The sequence below is a fragment of the Kitasatospora sp. NPDC059795 genome, assembly GCF_042732175.1.
Lineage (GTDB): Bacteria > Actinomycetota > Actinomycetes > Streptomycetales > Streptomycetaceae > Kitasatospora.
Genome location: NZ_JBHWID010000017.1, coordinates 73,873 through 90,585, shown reverse-complemented (window position 1 = coordinate 90,585; position 16,713 = coordinate 73,873). Strand labels below are relative to the sequence as shown.

The window sequence follows — 16,713 nt, the reverse complement described above, 5'->3', positions numbered from 1 at the left end:
CGAACCGGCCGCACCCTGGGGAAATGCGTCCGTCCGACCGTCCGTGCCATGCCCGGCGCCCCCGCGCCACCCGGTCGCGCCACCCCCTGGACGACTCGTCCGCGAACGGCTCCCGACAGGCCGTCGGGTCGACATCCGGGCCGGTCGGGGGCGGTTCCGACGCGAGGTCGGGGTGGCGCATACCTACCTGACACCCGATCGGTACTGGCACACCACGTAGCGCGCCCTGGCGAACCCTGGCGAATGGTCGCTCGGCATGTGCCAGAGCCATTACTGTCGGGCTCAGCCGATCACCTGGGGGCTTCAGTTGAGCAGGGGGCCGAACAGCAGACTGGCCGACCACTTCGCCCTGACCGGCTGGTCCAAGGGCGAACTGGCGAGGCTGGTCAACCGGCGGGGTGCGGCACTGGGCGAGCAACAGCTGTCCACCGACACCTCCCGGGTCCGGCGCTGGATCGAGCAGGGCGAAATCCCGCGCGACCCGGTGCCGAGGGTGCTGGCCGCCGTGTTCACCGAGCGGCTCGGCCGTGTCGTCACCACCGAGGACCTAGGTCTCGAACGGCACCGACCCGCCAGGTCCGGCAGCACGGCAACACCGCCGACGGAACCCGGGGCGCCGGACCGGACGGCCGCGGTCCTCACCGAGTTCACGGGAATGGACCTCATGCTGAACAGACGCGGACTGGTCGGCGCCACCGCAGCCCTCGCGGCGGGCGCGGTCATCGCCGACAACCTGCACGACTGGCTCACCGGCGGCGCGGTCGCCGAAGCCGCCACCCGCCCCCTCGTCGCCCGGGGCGACGGCCCCGAACCCCTGACCGAGGCCTACGAACCGGGGCCGGTCGGAAAGGACGAAGTCGCCGCCCTGGAACGCTCGGTCGAGGTGTTCCGCGCCTGGGACGCCTCCCGCGGCGGCGGACTCCAGCGCAAGGCCGTGGTCGGCCAACTCAACGAGGTCGGCGGCCTGCTCACCCACGGCCACCCCGCCGCCCTGGAACGCCGGCTCTGGACGGTCGCCGCCAACCTCGCCGTGCTGGTCGGCTGGATGTCCCACGACGTCGGCCTCGAACCCACCGCCCAGCGCTACTTCGTGATCGCCGCGCAGGCCGCCCGGGAGGCCGACGACCGCCCCCGGGCCGGCGAGGCCGTCTCCCGCGCCGCCCGCCAGATGCTCCACCTCGGCCGCGCCGACGAGGCCCTCGACCTGATGCGACTGGCCCGGGCCGGCACCCGCCCCGCCGACGGCGCACTGCCCCGCACCCGCGCCATGCTGTGCACCGTCGAAGCCTGGGCGCAGGCCTCGCTCGGCCGGGCCGACGCCACCCACCGCGCCCTCGGCGAGGCAGAGGAGCTCTTCGTCCAATCGACCGACCGGCCCACCCCGAGCTGGATGGCGCTGTTCGACGAGGCGGAACTGCACGGCATGCAGGCCCTGGCCCACCGCACCCTCGCCGAACACGACACCGGCGCCGTCCCGGCCGCCGTCCACCACGCCCAGCAGGCCATCCGGCTGCGGCAGCGGACCGGCCGGGAACGCTCCGCACTGTTCGACCGGATCACCCTCGCCTCCGCGCACTGGATCGCGGACGAGCCCGAGGCGGCCGTGGCCCAGGCGAACCGCGTCCTCGACTCGATCGGGCAGACCTCCTCCCAACGCACCTGGGACCGGCTGCGCGCAATGGACCGGCTCTCCGTCCGCCACCAGCGCCGGCCGGAGGTCGCGGAACTGCGCGAGCGAATCCGTGCGGCGCTGCCCGCACCCCGCGCCCCCCGGCCGATCTGAGGCCGGCCGACAACCTCCCGTACGCCGGGGCGCCCGCCTTCCGGAACCGGTCGATCCGGTACGGACGGACCGGGCGCCCCGGCGCGAGCGGCGCCCGAGGCCCGGTGCGGGCAGGGCGGGCGGAGGCGGCCGGAAACAGTCGTACCTGCGGAAATCCGTTGCCCTGTGTGCGGATCGGCCCCCCAGGCGGTAACCTTCGGTGATTCCGGCGCCCGGGCGCCTGAGCTGTGCCAACCGACCCCGGCGACGGAAATCCCGTTGCCACGACGACCGCCGCAACGGATGCTGACCTCATGTTCGAGCCAGTGATAGCGCCCAGCGCCAGCCTCCTCGGCCTCCTCCAGAGAGGCCGCGGAGACGGGCAGCTGCATGCGTTGGCCGCAGACCGCGACCAGGCGATCGCCGCCGTCGAGAGCTGCGTGACCAACGACCCCCGCGCCGACTGGCAGGTCGAGAACCGCTCCTTGTACTACGCGCGGCTCTACATGGAGTTGGAGGCCCCCCTCACCGGCCTCGAACTCCACCTCACCTCCCCCGAGGACGCCACCGACACCGACGAGGCCCGCACCGGCCTCGCCCTTGCCGTGCTCGGCCACCTCGCCGGCTACGGCCGCCGCGACGCCCTCGACCTGCTGCGCGCCTACACCAGGACCGGGACCAACTGGGCCTGGGCCCTCGACGAACTCGCCCTGCGCGACACCGACGAGACCCTGCTCGCCCTGGCCCCCGCCGTCCTGAACCGCTTCCCGTCCGGACCGGAGGGCGACGCCGAACTGCGCGAAGCCATCCGCGCCGCGTACGAGCCGCGGGTCTGGCGACTGTGGGCCGTCCACCACCCGCGGGTCGCCACCGCGAGCGAGCAGTCGCCGTTCGACCTGTGGCAACGGCAGCTCAACCGGCAAGGCGTCACGCCGGGCTGGTCCACCGCCGACGTCCTCGCCTGGGCCGACCAGGGCGAAGGCACCGAACCCGGAGCCCTCGCCCGGCGCGCCGCCGCGGCCGCCCGCTGCCTCACCGCCGTGGTCCGACCCGAGGACGCGCCGCTGCTGGCCGAGGCCGCTGCCGGCGGACCGGCCGGCGCCCGCTGCGCCGCGCTGCGTCACCTGGTCGAGCAACGCGACCCGGCCGCGGCCGAGTACATCGAGACCGCCGCCGCCGACCTCGACCACCGGATCGTCGCCACCGCGCTGGAACTGCTCGGCCGGATGCGAGGTCCCGAGGCGCTCAGGCACGCCCGCCGCTGGGCCGACCCGGCCACCGGCAGCGCCGACAGCGCCCTCGGCCAAGCAGCCGTCCGCCTCCTCGCCGACGCCGGCGAAGCCTGCGACGCCCCGCTGGTGGTCGCCGCACTCCATCAGTGGATCTCGCTGAACGGTGTCACCGGCACCGCCCTCGGCAGCCTCGTCGACGGCATCGGCCGGCTCCGCGCACACGCCGCGGTACCCGCTCTGCGGCACGTGTACGGCGAAGCGGCCTCCTCGGAACTGCGCGGCCGCGCCGCCCAGGCACTCGCCGTCACCGACCCGTACTTCGGGGAGGGCCCCGCGGTCGAATGCCTGTGGGACTGCGAGGAGTCCACCCGGGAACTCGCCGCCACGCACGTCACCACCACGGGAGACGCCCGCGTCCTCGAACGTCTGCGCCGACTGGCCGCCGACCCCGCCGAGGAAGCCGAAGTCCATGCCGCCGTTCGCGACCGTTTGACGGCCCGCGACCGGTAGAGTCACGCCCATGCAGCGACCGCGAGCGCCTCGCCACGCCCTGACCGCCCTGCTCAGCCTCGGGCTGGTCCTCGGAGCGGCCGGAGCCGCCAGTGCCCACGTCGAGGTCAACTCCTCGACCGCGCAGGCGCTCGCCGTCGATGCCACCGTCACCTTCTCCGTCGAGGGCGAGTCCTCCACGGCGGGCATCAAGGACGTCAAGGTCACGCTGCCCGCCGGGCTCGCCCCCGCCGACGTCAGCTCCGTCGCGACCCCCGACGGCTGGAAGTTCACGCCCACCGCCGACGGCTTCGCCGTCGAGGGCCCGGCCCTCGCGCCCGGCGCGGCCGCCGAGTACAGCGTGAAGATCCGTCAACTCCCCGCCGCCGCCTCGGTGGTGTTCAAGACCCTGGTCGACTACTCGGACGGGCATACCGACCGGTGGATCGAACTCGCGCAGGGCGACGCCAAGCCCGAACACCCCGCCCCCGCGCTCGCGTTGCGCCCGGCCGCCGCCGGAGCCAGCGCACTGCCCGCCGCGGCGCCCTCGCCCTCGTCCTCGGCGCCGGCCGCCGAGGCCTCGGTCTCCTCGGTCGCCACCGCCCCTGCGGCCGCTTCGCCGTCGGCTTCGTCCGACCCGGTCGCGAAGTCCGACGACAACGGGGAGAGCACCACCACGATCGTCCTCGGCGGTCTGGTCGCGGTGGCCGTGCTCGGCACCGTGATCGCCCTGCTGGTGCGCCGCCGCTCCCGCCGCTAGGGCCTGCGGCCGGCGGTCGCGTGCTGCTGCCGCAGTCGGTGGCAACTCCTTTGGCAGTGCTGCCCGTTGGCCGCTGCGGGTTCGGGCGGAGGCCCGAGTGGTGAAGGAGTGGTGGAAGCACCCGCAGAGTGAGCGGGCGCGGGTGCCGGGGCTCTATCGTTTCGCCGTTCACCGAAACCTGGGGAAGGGCGGGGGTTCGCCGTGGTGATGCTGCGGTTGGATGCGCAGGCGTTGACGCGCTCCCGGTTCGCGCTGTCGCCGTTCGCGGAGACGCTGGCGGCGATCGTCCAACTCGCCCGTCCCGCAGCCGATTCGTGGCATCCGGAGTGGCACGCCCGGCACCGGGTGGAGTTCCACGCCCGGTTGCGGGCGGACCCGTACGCGCGGGGGCTGGTCGGGCTGATGTCGGCGAGCAAGCACCTGCCGGACCACCTGGCACTGCCGCCGGGCGGCGGGATGGAGACCACCCTGGAGTCCGAACTCGCCGAGGTGGCACGGGTGTCGGACGAGGTGGTGCGGGAGGCCCTGCGACTGTCACTGGCGCACAGCGCGGGTGACGGGCACCTGGACTGGTGCACCGGGCGCGGCCACGGCGCGCGGGCCGCCGAGCTGTTCCGCAGCGTCTGGGACACCCACCTGGCCGCCGAGTGGCCCGCCCGGCGGGCCGTCCTGCAGCGGGACGTCACCCACCGGGCCGGACTGTTGGCCGCGCACGGGTGGCCGCGCGCGCTGCACCTGATGAACCGTCGCAGCGCGTGGGTGGGCGCGGACGCCATCCGGTTCGGCGACCGGCCCGGGAACGATCGGGCGGTCGGGGCGGACGGGATGCTGTTCGTTCCGGTCAGCGCGCGCCGCAGCTCCTGGCTGTGCCACGTGCCCGGCCGTCCGCACGCCCTCGTCTATCCCGCGCGGGGGACGGGCACCGCCGGCAGCGCGACCGGCAGCGCGACCGGCGGTGCCCGGGCGCTCGCCCGGCTGATCGGGGCCGGCCGGGCGGTGATCCTCCGCCACCTCGACACGCCCGCCACCACCAGCGAACTCGCCGCCCTGATGGCCCAGTCCGTCGGCACCGTCGGCGGCCACCTCGCGGTGCTGCGCGACACCGGCCTGGTCGACCGCACCCGCGTCGGCCGCCGCGTGCTCTACCACCGGACTGCGCTGGGCGACCATCTCGCCGACGGCGCCTCGGAGTTGTGAGGACAGCGGGGCGTCAGGCGACGCAGAACTCGTTGCCCTCCGGGTCGAGCATGATCCACCAGTGGCCGACCGGGCCCTGGTCGTGCTCCTTGAGGCGGGTGGCGCCGAGGGACTCCAGGCGGGCGACGGTGGCTTCGAGCCGGCCGTCGGAGTGGATGTCGAGGTGGAGGCGGTTCTTGCCCTCCTTGGGCTCGGGCACGTCCTGGAAGAGGATGCGGCGGCCCTTGCCGATGCCGGAGACCGGGTCGTACGGGTCCTCGGGGTGGCGGACGGCCGCGTAGCCGCGGAACTCCTTGCGCCCGTCCGGGTGTTCGCGGACCGCGGCGGCCGGGAGGCGGCCGGCGGCGAGCAGCGAGTCGATGAGGGCGGTGGGGTCCTCCCGCTCGTATTCGAGGGCGGCGGCCCAGAACGCGGCGATGGCGGAGGCGTCGGTGCTGTCCACGACCAGTTTCCAAGCGAGTGTCATGCCACCGGATCCAATCGCACATCAGATCGATTAACAAACAGGCACGTTGACAGTGTCGGCTGCCGTGCCGCGTCATGCGAGGAAGCCCCGCCGACCGGTCGCCGACGGGCGGACGTACGTGGGGAGGGTGCGCGGCGGTAGGGGTACGGAAAAGGGGCGGGCCGCCCGGTGGTTCGGGGGCCCGCCCCTTTCGCGGGGGTGCGGGTGGGGTCAGTGCGCCGCGCCCGCGTCCGGGGTGAGGACGCCGGCGGCGACCAGGCCGATGATGGTGATGCCGAGCAGGATCCGGTAGATCACGAACGGCATGAAGCTGTTGTTCGAGATGTACTTCAGGAACCAGGCGATGGCCGCGTAGCCGACCGCGAAGGCGATCAGGGTGGCCAGGACGGTCGGGCCCCAGGCGGGCGCCGGGCCCTCGCCGATCTTGAGCAGTTCGAGACCGCCGGACGCCAGCACGGCCGGGATGGCCAGCAGGAACGAGTAGCGGGCGGCCGCCTCCCGGCTGTAGCCGAGGAACAGGCCGGCGCTGATGGTGCCGCCGGAGCGGGAGACGCCCGGGATCAGGGCCAGCGCCTGGGCCGCGCCGTAGATCAGCGCGTGCGGGAAGGTCAGCGAGCTGATCGGGCGGGCGTTGCGGACCGCGCGGGAGCGGTCGGCGACGGCGAGGATCAGGCCGAAGACGATCAGCGTGGTGCCGATCAGCCGCAGATCGCGCAGGGTGGTCTCGATGGTGTCCTGGAACAGCTTGCCGATGATGCCGATCGGCAGCGTGCCGACGATCACGTACCAGCCGAGCTTAGCGTTCTGGTCGCGTCGCCACTCGGCCTTGAACAGTGACAGCACCCAGGCCTTGATGATCGCGCCGATATCGCGGCGGAAGTAGATCAGCACCGCCGTCTCGGTGCCCAACTGCGTCACCGCCGTGAATGCCGCGCCCGGGTCGTCCCAGCCGAGGAGGGCGGAGAACACCCGCAGGTGCGCGCTGGAGGAGACCGGCAGGAACTCGGTCAGACCCTGCAGCAGACCGAGTACGGCCCCGTGGAACCAGTCGATCACCGGACTACCCCCGCGGATATCGCTCGGTGGTTCAGCATGGCGTCCGTCCTGTTCGTTCGTGGGGTGGTCCGGTTGCGGCCAGGGCCTGTCCTGGGGGGTTCGGTCCGGCGTGGCCGCATGATAGGGGCTCCAGGTGTCGGGGAACTAGCAATCGGACATATGAGGTGATTTCCCCAATAGTGGGCGGCGGTCGGGTGGCGGTCGGGCGGCCGTCCGGCGTGCAGTCAACCTCTGCGCAGGGAGCGGAAGTTCGAGAGTCGGTGCGCTTGAACGCCACTCGCCTCGCGCGGCAGAATGCTCCGCGACACGGGGGGAAGAATGGTCTGGACAACTCGCCGCGCCCTGGGCGCTGCCCTGGGCGCGCTGCTGCTCATCGGCTCGTCGGGCTGCACGTCGGGATCGGACCGGCACCAGCTGGTGATCTTCGCGGTCGAGCAGGACACGCTCGCCGACCAGCCCGTGCACCTGGTGGTGGGCGGCCTGCGGTCGGGCCAGGAGGTGACCGTCACCGCCGAGGCCCAGGACGTCGCCGGCAACGGCTGGCAGTCCAAGGCCGTCTACCGCGCGGACAGTCGCGGCTCCGTCAGCCTCGACCGGGACGCGCCGATCAGCGGCTCCTACCAGCAGGTCGACGGCATGGGCCTGTTCTGGTCGATGCTCCCGACCGACGGCATCGCCACCACGCTGTTCACCCCGCCGCCGCCCGCTGTCGGCGCCGACTTCCCGATCCGCATCACCGCCACCGCCGACGGCCCGGCCACCGCCGAACACACCGTCACCCGCCGCTGGACGGCCGACGGCGTCACCGCCACCGCGCTGAAGCTCGACACCGACCACGTCGTCGGGACCCTCTACCTGCCGCCCGCCGGGACGCCCGCCAAGACCCCGATCCTGCTGCTCGGCGGCTCCGAGGGCGGCAACTCGGGCGTCGGCGCGGCCGCACTGCTCGCCTCCCACGGCCACCCCGCGCTGGCCGTCGCCTACTTCGGCGCGCTCGGACTGCCGCCCACGCTCCAGAACATCCCGGTCGAGTACGCGGTCGGCGCGGCCCGGCTGCTGGCCGAACGGACGGGCGCCACCGGCGGCATCGCCGTCGAGGGCATCTCTCGGGGCAGCGAACTCGCCCTGCTGGTGGCCGCCCAACTGCCCGACCTGGTACGGCGGGTGGTGGTGTACGCGCCGTCCGCCGACGTCAACGGCGGCCTGCCGGGCGGGGTGGCGTGGACCGAGAACGGCGCGCCCGTGCCGACCGGGCCGATCGCGCTGGACCGGATCCCCGCCTCGATCCTGGCCGTCGCCGGCGAGCAGGACCGGCTCTGGCCGGCGCCGCGCTGGGCCCGGCAGATCGGCACCCCGACCGCCGCCGCGCCGAACCGGCAGGCCGTGCTCTACCCCGGCGCGGGGCACGCCGTCGCCGGGTTCCCGTACCTGCCCACCGGGGGCACCCTGGTCGCCCTCGACGGCACGACGCTCGACCTGGGCGGCGACGCCGCGGCGAACGAGGCTGCGCATGTCGGCGGGTGGGCGAAGTTGCTGTCCTTCCTGGACAGTTGAGGGTGACGGTGGGCGGCCGTCAGGGGGTGCGGCGGGCGGCCCACTCGGTGCGGGTGAGTTCGTGGACCACGTCGCCGTGCTCGCTGCCCGGGATCGGGTCCGGCCAGTCCTCGAAGAACGTCCGGACGTGCCGCAGTCCGGCCCGCTCCAGGACCCGGCGGGAGGCGGAGTTCACCGCCATGGTGGTGCCCACCACCCGCTCCGCGTCCAGTTCGGCGAACGCCGCCTCCACCAGCGCCACCGCCGCCTCGGTCGCGTACCCCCGCCCCCAGGCGGCCGGCAGCAGGCGGCAGCCGAGCCTGAAGCCGCACAGTGCCGTGGTGGAGGTGCGGTGCCTCGACCCGGGGCAGGGTCGGGTCGAGGTCTGAGGCTGGCGTCAGGCGGTGGCTTCCAGGGCTTGTTGGACGGCTTCGGCGACGCAGGTCCGGACCTCGGGGTTGCCGAGGATGTCGCGGATGCAGCCTTCGAGGTGCAGCTCGTTCAGCTTCACCGAGACGACCGCCGTCAGGCGGGTCTCGGGGCCGAGCGCGGCCGTCACTCCGTCACGGAAGCCGTCCAGGTGGGTGCCGTCGGCGGTGCGGTGGGAGTTGGCGAATGCCGCCACCTGCGGTTCGGCGTCGCCGGCCGGGGCGAGGGCGATTTCCATGGTCCCGCCCATCCGGGCGTCCTCGCGTTCGATGACGACGGCCTGCGCCGGGTCGCCGCCGAGGAGGGCGAGGAAGTCGAGGACGCCGTCCGGGGCGTGGAAGCGCTCGGTGTGCGGGACGTCTCCGCGCGCGTCGGTCAGGGTGAGGTCCAAGGTGCGGTTCAGCATGGCGAGTTCGCGGAATCGTTCGGACAGGGTGGCGCGGTCGAAGGTCGGCGGCTGGAAGATCTCCGGGTCGGGCCGGAAGGTGATCGTCGTGCCGGTGCCCTCCGCCGGGCCTGCCGGGTGGGGCGGGGCGATCGGCTTGCCGCAGGCGTACTCCTGGCGGGTCGTCACTCCGTCGTGCCGCTCCTCCGCGACCAGCCGGTCGGAGAGTGCGTTGACCACGTACAGGCCGAGGCTGTACCGGCTGACGAGGGTGCCGCTACGGGCCGAGGTCCACCTCGGCATGATCGTCAACTGCCCTTCCAGGCTGTGCTCGGGGAGGCCGTCGTGGGTGACCCGCACACTCCCGTCGGCCAGCAGGGTGACCTCCACCCGGTCGGCACGTCCGAGCAGTACCTCGTCGACGGCCGGTTGGGCCACCTCGTAGAGCATCTGGTGCAGGCCCCGCTCGTCGGTCGAGCCGATGTACATTCCGGGCCGTTTCCTGACGGCTTCCACGCCTTCGAGCACCACGATCGAGCTGGCGTCATACGTGTGCGACACGGTTTCCCCTCCGATGTGTCGGGCAGTGCCCCAACCCTAGGGGAAATTCGGGAAAACGCCAGGTCAGAGGCGGTGCGACGGGGGCGTGTGGGCCCCGGCGCGGGGGGTTTCGGAGGGGGGTGGCCGCCACGGTCCCGGGTGGGGGTGAGGGCGTGGCGCAGGGGGTGCGGAGGGCGCGTGCGGGGCATTTCCGGGCGGTCGTGGCGGCACGAGTTCGAGGAATTTTCCGGTGGCGGCCGTCGGGCGGCGACAGGTCAGGTGAAGGCCTCCACGCGGACGCCCGCGGAGGCCAGTGCGCCCCTGACGCGCCAGGCGAGTTGGGCCGCGCCGGGGGTGTCGCCGTGGACGCAGAGGGAGCGGGCGCGGACGGCGATGGTCTCGCCGCCGACGGCGGTGACGGTGCCGTCGCGGGCGATGCCGACGGCGCGGGCGATGACCGTCTCGGGGTCGTGCACGACGGCGTCGGGGTCGCGGCGGGGGACGAGGGTGCCGGCCCAGGTGTAGGCGCGGTCGGCGAAGGCCTCGGCAACGACGGGGAGGCCCACGCCCTCGGCGACGGCAAGCAGGCGGGAGCCGGGCAGGCCGAGCAGCGGCAGCGGGCCGTCGCAGATCGCGCCGGAGCGCAGGACGCCCGAAACCACCGCCTCCGCCTGCTCGTTGTCGTGCACCACCCGGTTGTAGAGGGCGCCGTGCGGTTTGACGTACGACACCCGGGAGCCGGCGGCGCGGGCGAACACCTGGAGGGCGCCGATCTGGTAGGCGATCTCGTCGGCGAGTTCCTCGGGCGGGACGTCCATCGCGCGGCGGCCGAATCCGGCGAGGTCGCGGTAGGAGACCTGGGCGCCGATCCGCACACCGCGTTCGGCGGCCAGTGCGCACACCCGGCGCATGGTGGAGGGGTCACCGGCGTGGAAGCCGCAGGCGACGTTGGCGCTGGTGACCACCGAGAGCAGGGCTTCGTCGTCGGTGAGGTGCCAGCGGCCGAAGCCCTCGCCGAGGTCCGCATTGAGATCGATCGCCGCTTCGGCCACTTCGCCTCGCCCGCCCTTTCCCGCACGGTCCGACCCGGGGCCCCGGGTGCCCGCTCCTGGGGGTGATCGTAGGGCCTGATCGTTTCGCCGGGGGCGGTCACCGGCCCCCGGGTGACAGGTTTTACCCGCCAGTTTCCGGGCCCGTGCCGCACCGGCCACCCGCTCGGGTGCAACGCGGTCGGGGGAGCGTCCGGCGGCGCGAATTGACGCCGGGCCGGCGGGCGGTGACGAGGGGCGCGGGCGTCGGCCGCGCGACCGGGGGAGCGGTGCGGAGGGGCGGTGCGGGGGAGCGGTGCGGAGGGGCGCGGGCGTCAGGCTCGCGGCCAGGGGCGGCCCTGGATCTTCTCGATGTCGCGGTTGAAGCGTTCGAGTATCCCGGCGAACGCGGCGAGGTCCTCGGCGGACCAGTCGTCGACCACCCGGGCCAGGCCCTGGATCGACCAGTCGCGGTCGCGGTGCAGGCGGCGCAGCCCGTCCTCGGTGATGCGCAGCTTGCGGGCAACCCCGCCGTCCGGGTCGGGGATCCGGTCGACCAGGCCGGCCCGGAGCATGGCGGCGGTCTGCCGGTTGACGGTGGAGGTGTCCAGGCCGAACGCCTCGGCGAGCTGGCCGATGGTGAGCGGGCCTTCGGTCTCGATCCGACTGAGCAGGGTGTAGGCGCTGCGGTCGAGGCTGTCGGAGCTGCCGGAGGTGCGGGCGGTGGCGAGCACCTGGTGGCGGCTGAGCAGCATCATCTCCCGCTCGATCAGGGAGAGTTCCTTGGTGTGCCGCATGCTCCTCCGTCCCGTGCGTCACTTTTCGGCAGCATATCCCGCAAGACTCAAATATGTATGGTACACAATATGTGCATCATGCATATGCAGGTGCGGAGAGTCGTAGAGAAGAGAAGAACCCCATGAGTCAGGCACGCACCGGCCCCGTCGTCGGAGTGCTCGCCGGCGCGGGCATCGTGGTCTCGCTGATGCAGACCCTGGTCGTCCCGCTGATCCCCCAACTGCCCGAGCTGCTCCACACCACCGCCGCCAACGCGTCCTGGGTGATCACCGCCACCCTGCTGGCCGGCGCGGTCGCCACCCCGGTGCTCGGCCGACTCGGTGACATGTACGGCAAGCGCAAGGTGCTGCTGATCAGCCTCGCCCTGCTGGTCGTCGGCTCGGTGATCTGCGGCCTCAGCAGCTCGCTCGCGCCGATGGTGATCGGCCGCGTCCTGCAGGGCGTCGGCGCCGGCGTCATCCCGCTCGGCATCAGCATCATGCGCGACGAACTGCCGCCGCAGAAGCTCGGCTCCTCAATGGCGCTGATGAGCTCCTCGCTCGGCATCGGCGGTGCGTTCGGCCTGCCGCTGTCCGCCGTCATCGCGGAGAAGGTCGACTGGCACGCCCTGTTCTGGATCTCCGCCGCGCTCGGCGCGCTGATCGCCGGCGCCGTCCTCGCCCTCGTCCCCGAGTCGCCGGTGCGCTCCGGCGGACGCTTCGACGTGGTCGGCACCATCGGCCTCACCATCGGCCTGGTCGCCCTGCTGCTCGCCATCTCCAAGGGCGGCGACTGGGGCTGGGCGTCCGGCTCCACGCTCGGCATGTTCGCCGTCGCGCTGGTCGTGCTGCCCGTCTGGGGCTGGTGGGAGCTGCGCACCGAACAGCCGCTGGTCGACCTGCGCACCAGCGTCCGCCGTCAGGTGCTGATGACCAACCTGGCCTCCGTGGTGATCGGCTTCGCGATGTACGCGATGAGCCTGGTCTCCCCGCAGCTGCTCCAGCTGCCCACCAGCACCGGCTACGGCCTCGGCCAGTCGATGGTCAACGCCGGCCTGTGGATGGCCCCCGCCGGCCTGGTGATGATGCTGCTGTCGCCGATCTCCGCCAAGCTGTCGCGCGCCAAGGGCCCCAAGGTCTCGCTGCTGGTCGGCGCGGTCGTCATCACCGGCGGCTACCTCGCCGCGCTCGCCCTGATGGGCCACGCCTGGGGCGTCCTGGTGTTCTCCTGCCTGATCAGCGGCGGCATCGCGTTCGCCTACGCGGCCATGCCCGCGCTGATCATGGGCGCCGTCCCGGCCTCCGAGACCGCTGCCGCCAACGGCCTGAACGCGCTGATGCGCTCCATCGGCACGTCCACCTCCTCCGCCGTCATCGGCGTGGTGCTGGCCCACATGACGGTCGACTTCCACGGCCACGCGCTGCCGTCGGAAAGCGGTTTCCGTACCGCGTTCCTGATCGGCGCCGTCGCGGCCGTGCTGGCCGGTCTGGTCACCCTCGCCATCCCCGGCATCCGCCGGACGACCGCCCTGAAGGCCGTGCCCACCGACGAGGCTCCGGCCGTCGCCGCGGGCGCCGCAGAGGGCGCCGCCGCGAAGTAGCCCGACCGTGCTGAATCACGGGCCGTCCGCAGCCGCGGGCGGCCCGTGGCCTTGGGCCCTCGCCCGACGAGATCCGAAAGGACAAGATCCGAAAGGACAAGATCCGAAAGAGAGGGCCGAGCCCGAGGCGCGGCAGTAGGGTGCGCGGATGGCGACCCATGAGCGTGAGATCACCGAACCCGTCGACCTGTGCCGTCCCGACGGGCAGCTCGACCCCGACGCCGTCGGCTGGTCCCGGACCCCGCTGCACCGGGCCAACCTGCGCGGCTGGGGACGCACCAAGCGCTTCGAGTACTGGTGTGTCACCACGCCCACCCACCTGGTCGCGCTGACCGTCAGCGACCTCGACTTCCTCACCCTCGACAGCGTCCACTTCCTCGCCTGGGACGACCACGGCGTCCTGGAGGACCACGAACGCACCGCACTCGCCCCCGGCCTGCCGCTGCGCGCCACCGCCCTGCCGGAGGGGATCGCCGGCTCCGGCGGCCCGCACGGCGCGGACCTCGTCGTCGGCCCCGAGCGCCCGAACCGCCGACAGGTCCGGGTGGCGATCCGGCACGAGAAGGACGGCACCCGGCTACAGGCCCGCGCGCACACCGCCGACCTGCGGCGGCTCGAAGTGGACCTGCTGGTCGCGCTGCCCGACGGCCACGAAACACTGTCGGTGGTCGTCCCCTGGGACGGAAAGCGCTTTCAGTACACCTCCAAGCACACCGCGCGCCCCGCCACCGGCACCGTCCGGCTCGGCAACCGCAGCTACGCGTTCGACGAGGACGCGTGGGGCGTGCTCGACCACGGCCGGGGCCGCTGGCCGCGCTCGCCCGGCTGGAACTGGGGCGCCGCGTCCGGCCGCACCGACGGGCACGTCGTCGGCCTCCAGTTCGGCGGCCAGTGGACGGTCGGCACCGGCTCCACCGAGAACGCGCTCTGCGTGGACGGCCGGCTCAGCAAGATCGGCGCCGAACTCGACTGGCAGTACGACCCCGCCGACCCGCTCGCGCCCTGGCGGATCACCACCCCCGGCAGCGACCAGGTCGACCTGACCTTCACCCCGTTCCACGACCGCCGGGTCCGCACCGAGGCCGGCCTGCTCGCCAACCGCACCGACCAGTGCTTCGGCCGCTACCGCGGCACGATCCGCACCGACGAGGGCCAACTCGTCGCCGTGGACGGACTGTTGGGCTGGGCCGAGGACGTCCGGATGCGGTGGTGACCGCAGGGCCGGGCAAAAACCGGTGTCCGGCGGGCGGGCGCGGCTGGTACAACACCGCGCGTGGACAACAACCCTGACTTCGCCGGCCCCGGCTTCGCCGAGCTGCTGCGCCTGATCGACGACCGTGCGACGGCGTTCCGCGCCGCGATCGCCGCCGCGCCCGACCTCGACGCGCCGGTGCCCTCCTGCCCCGGCTGGACGCTGCGCGACCTCGCCCAGCACATCGGCGAGGGCCGCCGCGCGTGGGCCGCGACCGTCGCGGCCGGGCCGGCCGCCACCGCCAAGCAGGACCCGATCGGCGAGACGACCGCCCCCGAGGAGCGCGAGGCGCTGCTCGGCTGGCTGGCCGCCTCCGCCGCGCTCCTGCTGGACGCCCTGCGCGAGGCCGGCCCGGAGCGCACCTGTTGGGGCTGGTGGGGCAAGTCGCAGACGCCGCTGACCGGCGCCGGCGTCGCCCGCCGCCAGCTCCACGAGATCTCGGTGCACACCTGGGACGCGCAGCTCGCCGCCGGCGCGGCCGAGCCGGTGCCCGCCGGGATCGCGCTCGACGGCGTGGAGGAGTTCCTCTCCACCATGTGCACCACCACGGAGGCCTGGCCGCACGAGGCCGCCACCGCCGACTACCACGCCACCGAGGGCCGTTCCTGGCGCAACGACCTCTCCGCCGCGGGCGCCGCCCTCGTCGCCGTCCCCGCGGACGCCGCGCCCACGGCCGCCGCCGCGGGCCCGGCGTCCGACCTGTTGCTGATGTTCTACGGCCGCTTCCCGATCGAGGATCTGAAGCTCGGCGGCGACACCCAGGTCTTCGACCGCCTGATCGACTGGGACCCGGAACGCTGACCCCGCCCGCCGCCGCGGGCGAGGGTCCGAGGCTCCGGTGGGGGAGCCGAGGGTCAGACGGAGGCGGGAACCAGGCAGAACGGGTGGCCCTCGGGGTCGGTGAGGACCGTCCAGCCGTCGCCGCCGGGCTGGAAGTCGGGGCGGCCGGCACCGAGGGCGAGCAGGGCGGCGACGGCCTGGGGGAGGTCGGCGACGGTGAAGTCGAGGTGGAGGCTCGGGGCGTCCTCGGGCCAGTTCGGGGTGCGGTCGGCGGGGACTCGCACGAAGGCCAGGCCGGGGCCGGCCGGACCGGCCGAGAGGGCGGCGAAATCCTCGCCGCTGTCGGCGAGTTGCCAGCCGGTCGCCTTCTGGTAGAAGGCGGCCAGGGCCACCGGGTCGGCGCAGTTCACGGACACGGTGGCGAGCTGGGTGAGTACGGACACGGAAACACTCCTCGGGAAACGGAAGCCGTTCGCGGCTTCGCGGAGCAGCCTCGTCCACCCGGCCCGCCCGGGTCTTGAACATCCTTGCGGGCCAAGCCCGTTGTCGGACCCGCCGAGTACCGTTCGCCGGTGCTCTCGCTACGATCCGTCGCCGCCCGCCCCGACTTCGACCTCAGCGCCGTCGCCTGCCGCAGCGACCACACCCGGTGGTCACCGCCCGAAGTGCACGGCGGCCACCGGGTGGTGCTGGTCCGGAGCGGCCGCTTCCGCCGACGCTCCGGCGGGACGGCCGCCGACCTCGACCCGAGCGTCGGCTACCTCGGCGTCCCGGGCGAGGAGGAGGCGTTCGCGCACCCGGCGGGCGGCGACCGGTGCACGGCGGTCATCGTCACGCCCGCGCTCTGGCGCACCCTCGCGGGCGACGGCGAGCGGCACCGGCCCGGCGCGTTCTACGTCGACCCGGCGCTCGACCTGGCCCACCGCCGGGTGCTGCGCGCCGCCCGGGACGGGGACGTCGACTACGCGCTCACCGAGGAGCTGCTCACGCTGCTGGCCACCGCCATAGCCCGGACGACGACCGGCCCCGCGCCCTGCACGGACGAGCACCCCGACCGCGCCCTGGTCGCGGCCGCCCGGGAGGCGATCGCCGCCGACCACCCGGCCGCCGGCACCCTGCTCGGGCTCGCCGACCTGCTCGACGCGTCCCCGTACCGGCTCAGCCGGGCCTTCCCGCGCGAGCTCGGCGTCACCGTCACCCACTACCGCCACCGCGTCCGCCTCGCCCGCGCCCTCGACCGCCTGGAGGCCGGCGAGACCAGCCTCAGCACCCTCGCCGCCGACCTCGGCTACGCCGACCAGGCCCACCTGACCCGCACCGCCCGCCGCCACCTCGGCCGCACCCCGACCGCGCTGCGCCGGCTGCTGGCCGGCGGCGTCACGCCGGAAGGCCGGCCTGCCGCGGGAGCTTCCTGATCGCCGGGCCGG

General features: G+C 73.8%; 16 protein-coding genes. 9 read left to right on the top strand and 7 right to left on the bottom strand.

Annotated elements, in window-relative coordinates; genetic code table 11:
* The first annotated feature begins 307 nt into the window (after window positions 1-307).
* The 4 genes from ACFV4P_RS29300 (at window position 308) to ACFV4P_RS29285 (ending at window position 5,440) form a co-directional block, all read left to right on the top strand.
* Window positions 308-1,783: a hypothetical protein gene (locus tag ACFV4P_RS29300; RefSeq protein ID WP_380476204.1), complete on the top strand. Its 1,476-nt coding sequence runs from the start codon at window positions 308-310 to the stop codon at window positions 1,781-1,783.
* A 293-nt stretch (window positions 1,784-2,076) separates the two neighbouring features.
* Window positions 2,077-3,504 carry a HEAT repeat domain-containing protein gene (locus tag ACFV4P_RS29295; RefSeq protein WP_380476202.1) on the top strand — a complete coding sequence of 476 codons (1,428 nt, stop codon included), beginning with the start codon at window positions 2,077-2,079 and terminating at the stop codon, window positions 3,502-3,504.
* 10 nt (window positions 3,505-3,514) lie between these two features.
* The gene (locus ACFV4P_RS29290; RefSeq protein ID WP_380476200.1) at window positions 3,515-4,243 is read left to right on the top strand and encodes a DUF1775 domain-containing protein; all 729 of its coding nucleotides are present in this window, start codon (window positions 3,515-3,517) and stop codon (window positions 4,241-4,243) included.
* Window positions 4,244-4,450: 207 nt separating this feature from the next.
* Window positions 4,451-5,440, top strand: a complete 990-nt coding sequence (locus ACFV4P_RS29285) for an ArsR/SmtB family transcription factor (protein ID WP_380476198.1) — start codon at window positions 4,451-4,453, stop codon at window positions 5,438-5,440.
* A 13-nt stretch (window positions 5,441-5,453) separates the two neighbouring features.
* Here the strand turns inward: ACFV4P_RS29285 and ACFV4P_RS29280 are convergent, their stop codons facing one another.
* Window positions 5,454-5,906: a VOC family protein gene (locus tag ACFV4P_RS29280; protein WP_380476196.1), complete on the bottom strand. Its 453-nt coding sequence runs from the start codon at window positions 5,904-5,906 to the stop codon at window positions 5,454-5,456.
* Between the two features lie 210 nt (window positions 5,907-6,116).
* Entirely contained in the window at window positions 6,117-6,959 is an 843-nt protein-coding gene (locus ACFV4P_RS29275) for an undecaprenyl-diphosphate phosphatase (RefSeq protein WP_073816083.1), read from the bottom strand.
* A gap of 321 nt (window positions 6,960-7,280) precedes the next feature.
* Between ACFV4P_RS29275 and ACFV4P_RS29270 the strand changes: the two genes are divergently transcribed.
* On the top strand, window positions 7,281-8,516 hold the full coding sequence (locus ACFV4P_RS29270) for an acyl-CoA thioesterase/bile acid-CoA:amino acid N-acyltransferase family protein (RefSeq protein WP_380476194.1): 1,236 nt from the start codon (window positions 7,281-7,283) through the stop codon (window positions 8,514-8,516).
* Between the two features lie 19 nt (window positions 8,517-8,535).
* Here the strand turns inward: ACFV4P_RS29270 and ACFV4P_RS29265 are convergent, their stop codons facing one another.
* The 4 genes from ACFV4P_RS29265 to ACFV4P_RS29250 form a co-directional block, all read right to left on the bottom strand.
* Window positions 8,536-8,829: a GNAT family N-acetyltransferase gene (locus ACFV4P_RS29265; protein ID WP_380476337.1), complete on the bottom strand. Its 294-nt coding sequence runs from the start codon at window positions 8,827-8,829 to the stop codon at window positions 8,536-8,538.
* 63 nt (window positions 8,830-8,892) lie between these two features.
* Entirely contained in the window at window positions 8,893-9,870 is a 978-nt protein-coding gene (locus tag ACFV4P_RS29260) for an ATP-binding protein (protein WP_380476192.1), read from the bottom strand.
* A 254-nt stretch (window positions 9,871-10,124) separates the two neighbouring features.
* Window positions 10,125-10,901 carry a LamB/YcsF family protein gene (locus ACFV4P_RS29255; RefSeq protein ID WP_380476190.1) on the bottom strand — a complete coding sequence of 259 codons (777 nt, stop codon included), beginning with the start codon at window positions 10,899-10,901 and terminating at the stop codon, window positions 10,125-10,127.
* A 311-nt stretch (window positions 10,902-11,212) separates the two neighbouring features.
* Window positions 11,213-11,674, bottom strand: a complete 462-nt coding sequence (locus tag ACFV4P_RS29250) for a MarR family winged helix-turn-helix transcriptional regulator (protein ID WP_380476188.1) — start codon at window positions 11,672-11,674, stop codon at window positions 11,213-11,215.
* Window positions 11,675-11,796: 122 nt separating this feature from the next.
* Between ACFV4P_RS29250 and ACFV4P_RS29245 the strand changes: the two genes are divergently transcribed.
* From ACFV4P_RS29245 to ACFV4P_RS29235, 3 genes are all read left to right on the top strand, one after another.
* Window positions 11,797-13,254 (top strand): MFS transporter, encoded by a 1,458-nt coding sequence (locus ACFV4P_RS29245; RefSeq protein WP_380476186.1) that lies wholly within the window; start codon window positions 11,797-11,799, stop codon window positions 13,252-13,254.
* 148 nt (window positions 13,255-13,402) lie between these two features.
* Window positions 13,403-14,467: a DUF2804 domain-containing protein gene (locus ACFV4P_RS29240; RefSeq protein WP_380476184.1), complete on the top strand. Its 1,065-nt coding sequence runs from the start codon at window positions 13,403-13,405 to the stop codon at window positions 14,465-14,467.
* Between the two features lie 60 nt (window positions 14,468-14,527).
* Entirely contained in the window at window positions 14,528-15,307 is a 780-nt protein-coding gene (locus ACFV4P_RS29235; protein WP_380476182.1) for a maleylpyruvate isomerase N-terminal domain-containing protein, read from the top strand.
* 53 nt (window positions 15,308-15,360) lie between these two features.
* Here ACFV4P_RS29235 and ACFV4P_RS29230 read toward each other — a convergent pair whose 3' ends face one another.
* Window positions 15,361-15,729 carry a VOC family protein gene (locus tag ACFV4P_RS29230; protein ID WP_380476180.1) on the bottom strand — a complete coding sequence of 123 codons (369 nt, stop codon included), beginning with the start codon at window positions 15,727-15,729 and terminating at the stop codon, window positions 15,361-15,363.
* Window positions 15,730-15,858: 129 nt separating this feature from the next.
* Between ACFV4P_RS29230 and ACFV4P_RS29225 the strand changes: the two genes are divergently transcribed.
* Entirely contained in the window at window positions 15,859-16,701 is an 843-nt protein-coding gene (locus ACFV4P_RS29225; RefSeq protein WP_380476178.1) for a helix-turn-helix domain-containing protein, read from the top strand.
* Window positions 16,702-16,713 lie beyond the last annotated feature (12 nt).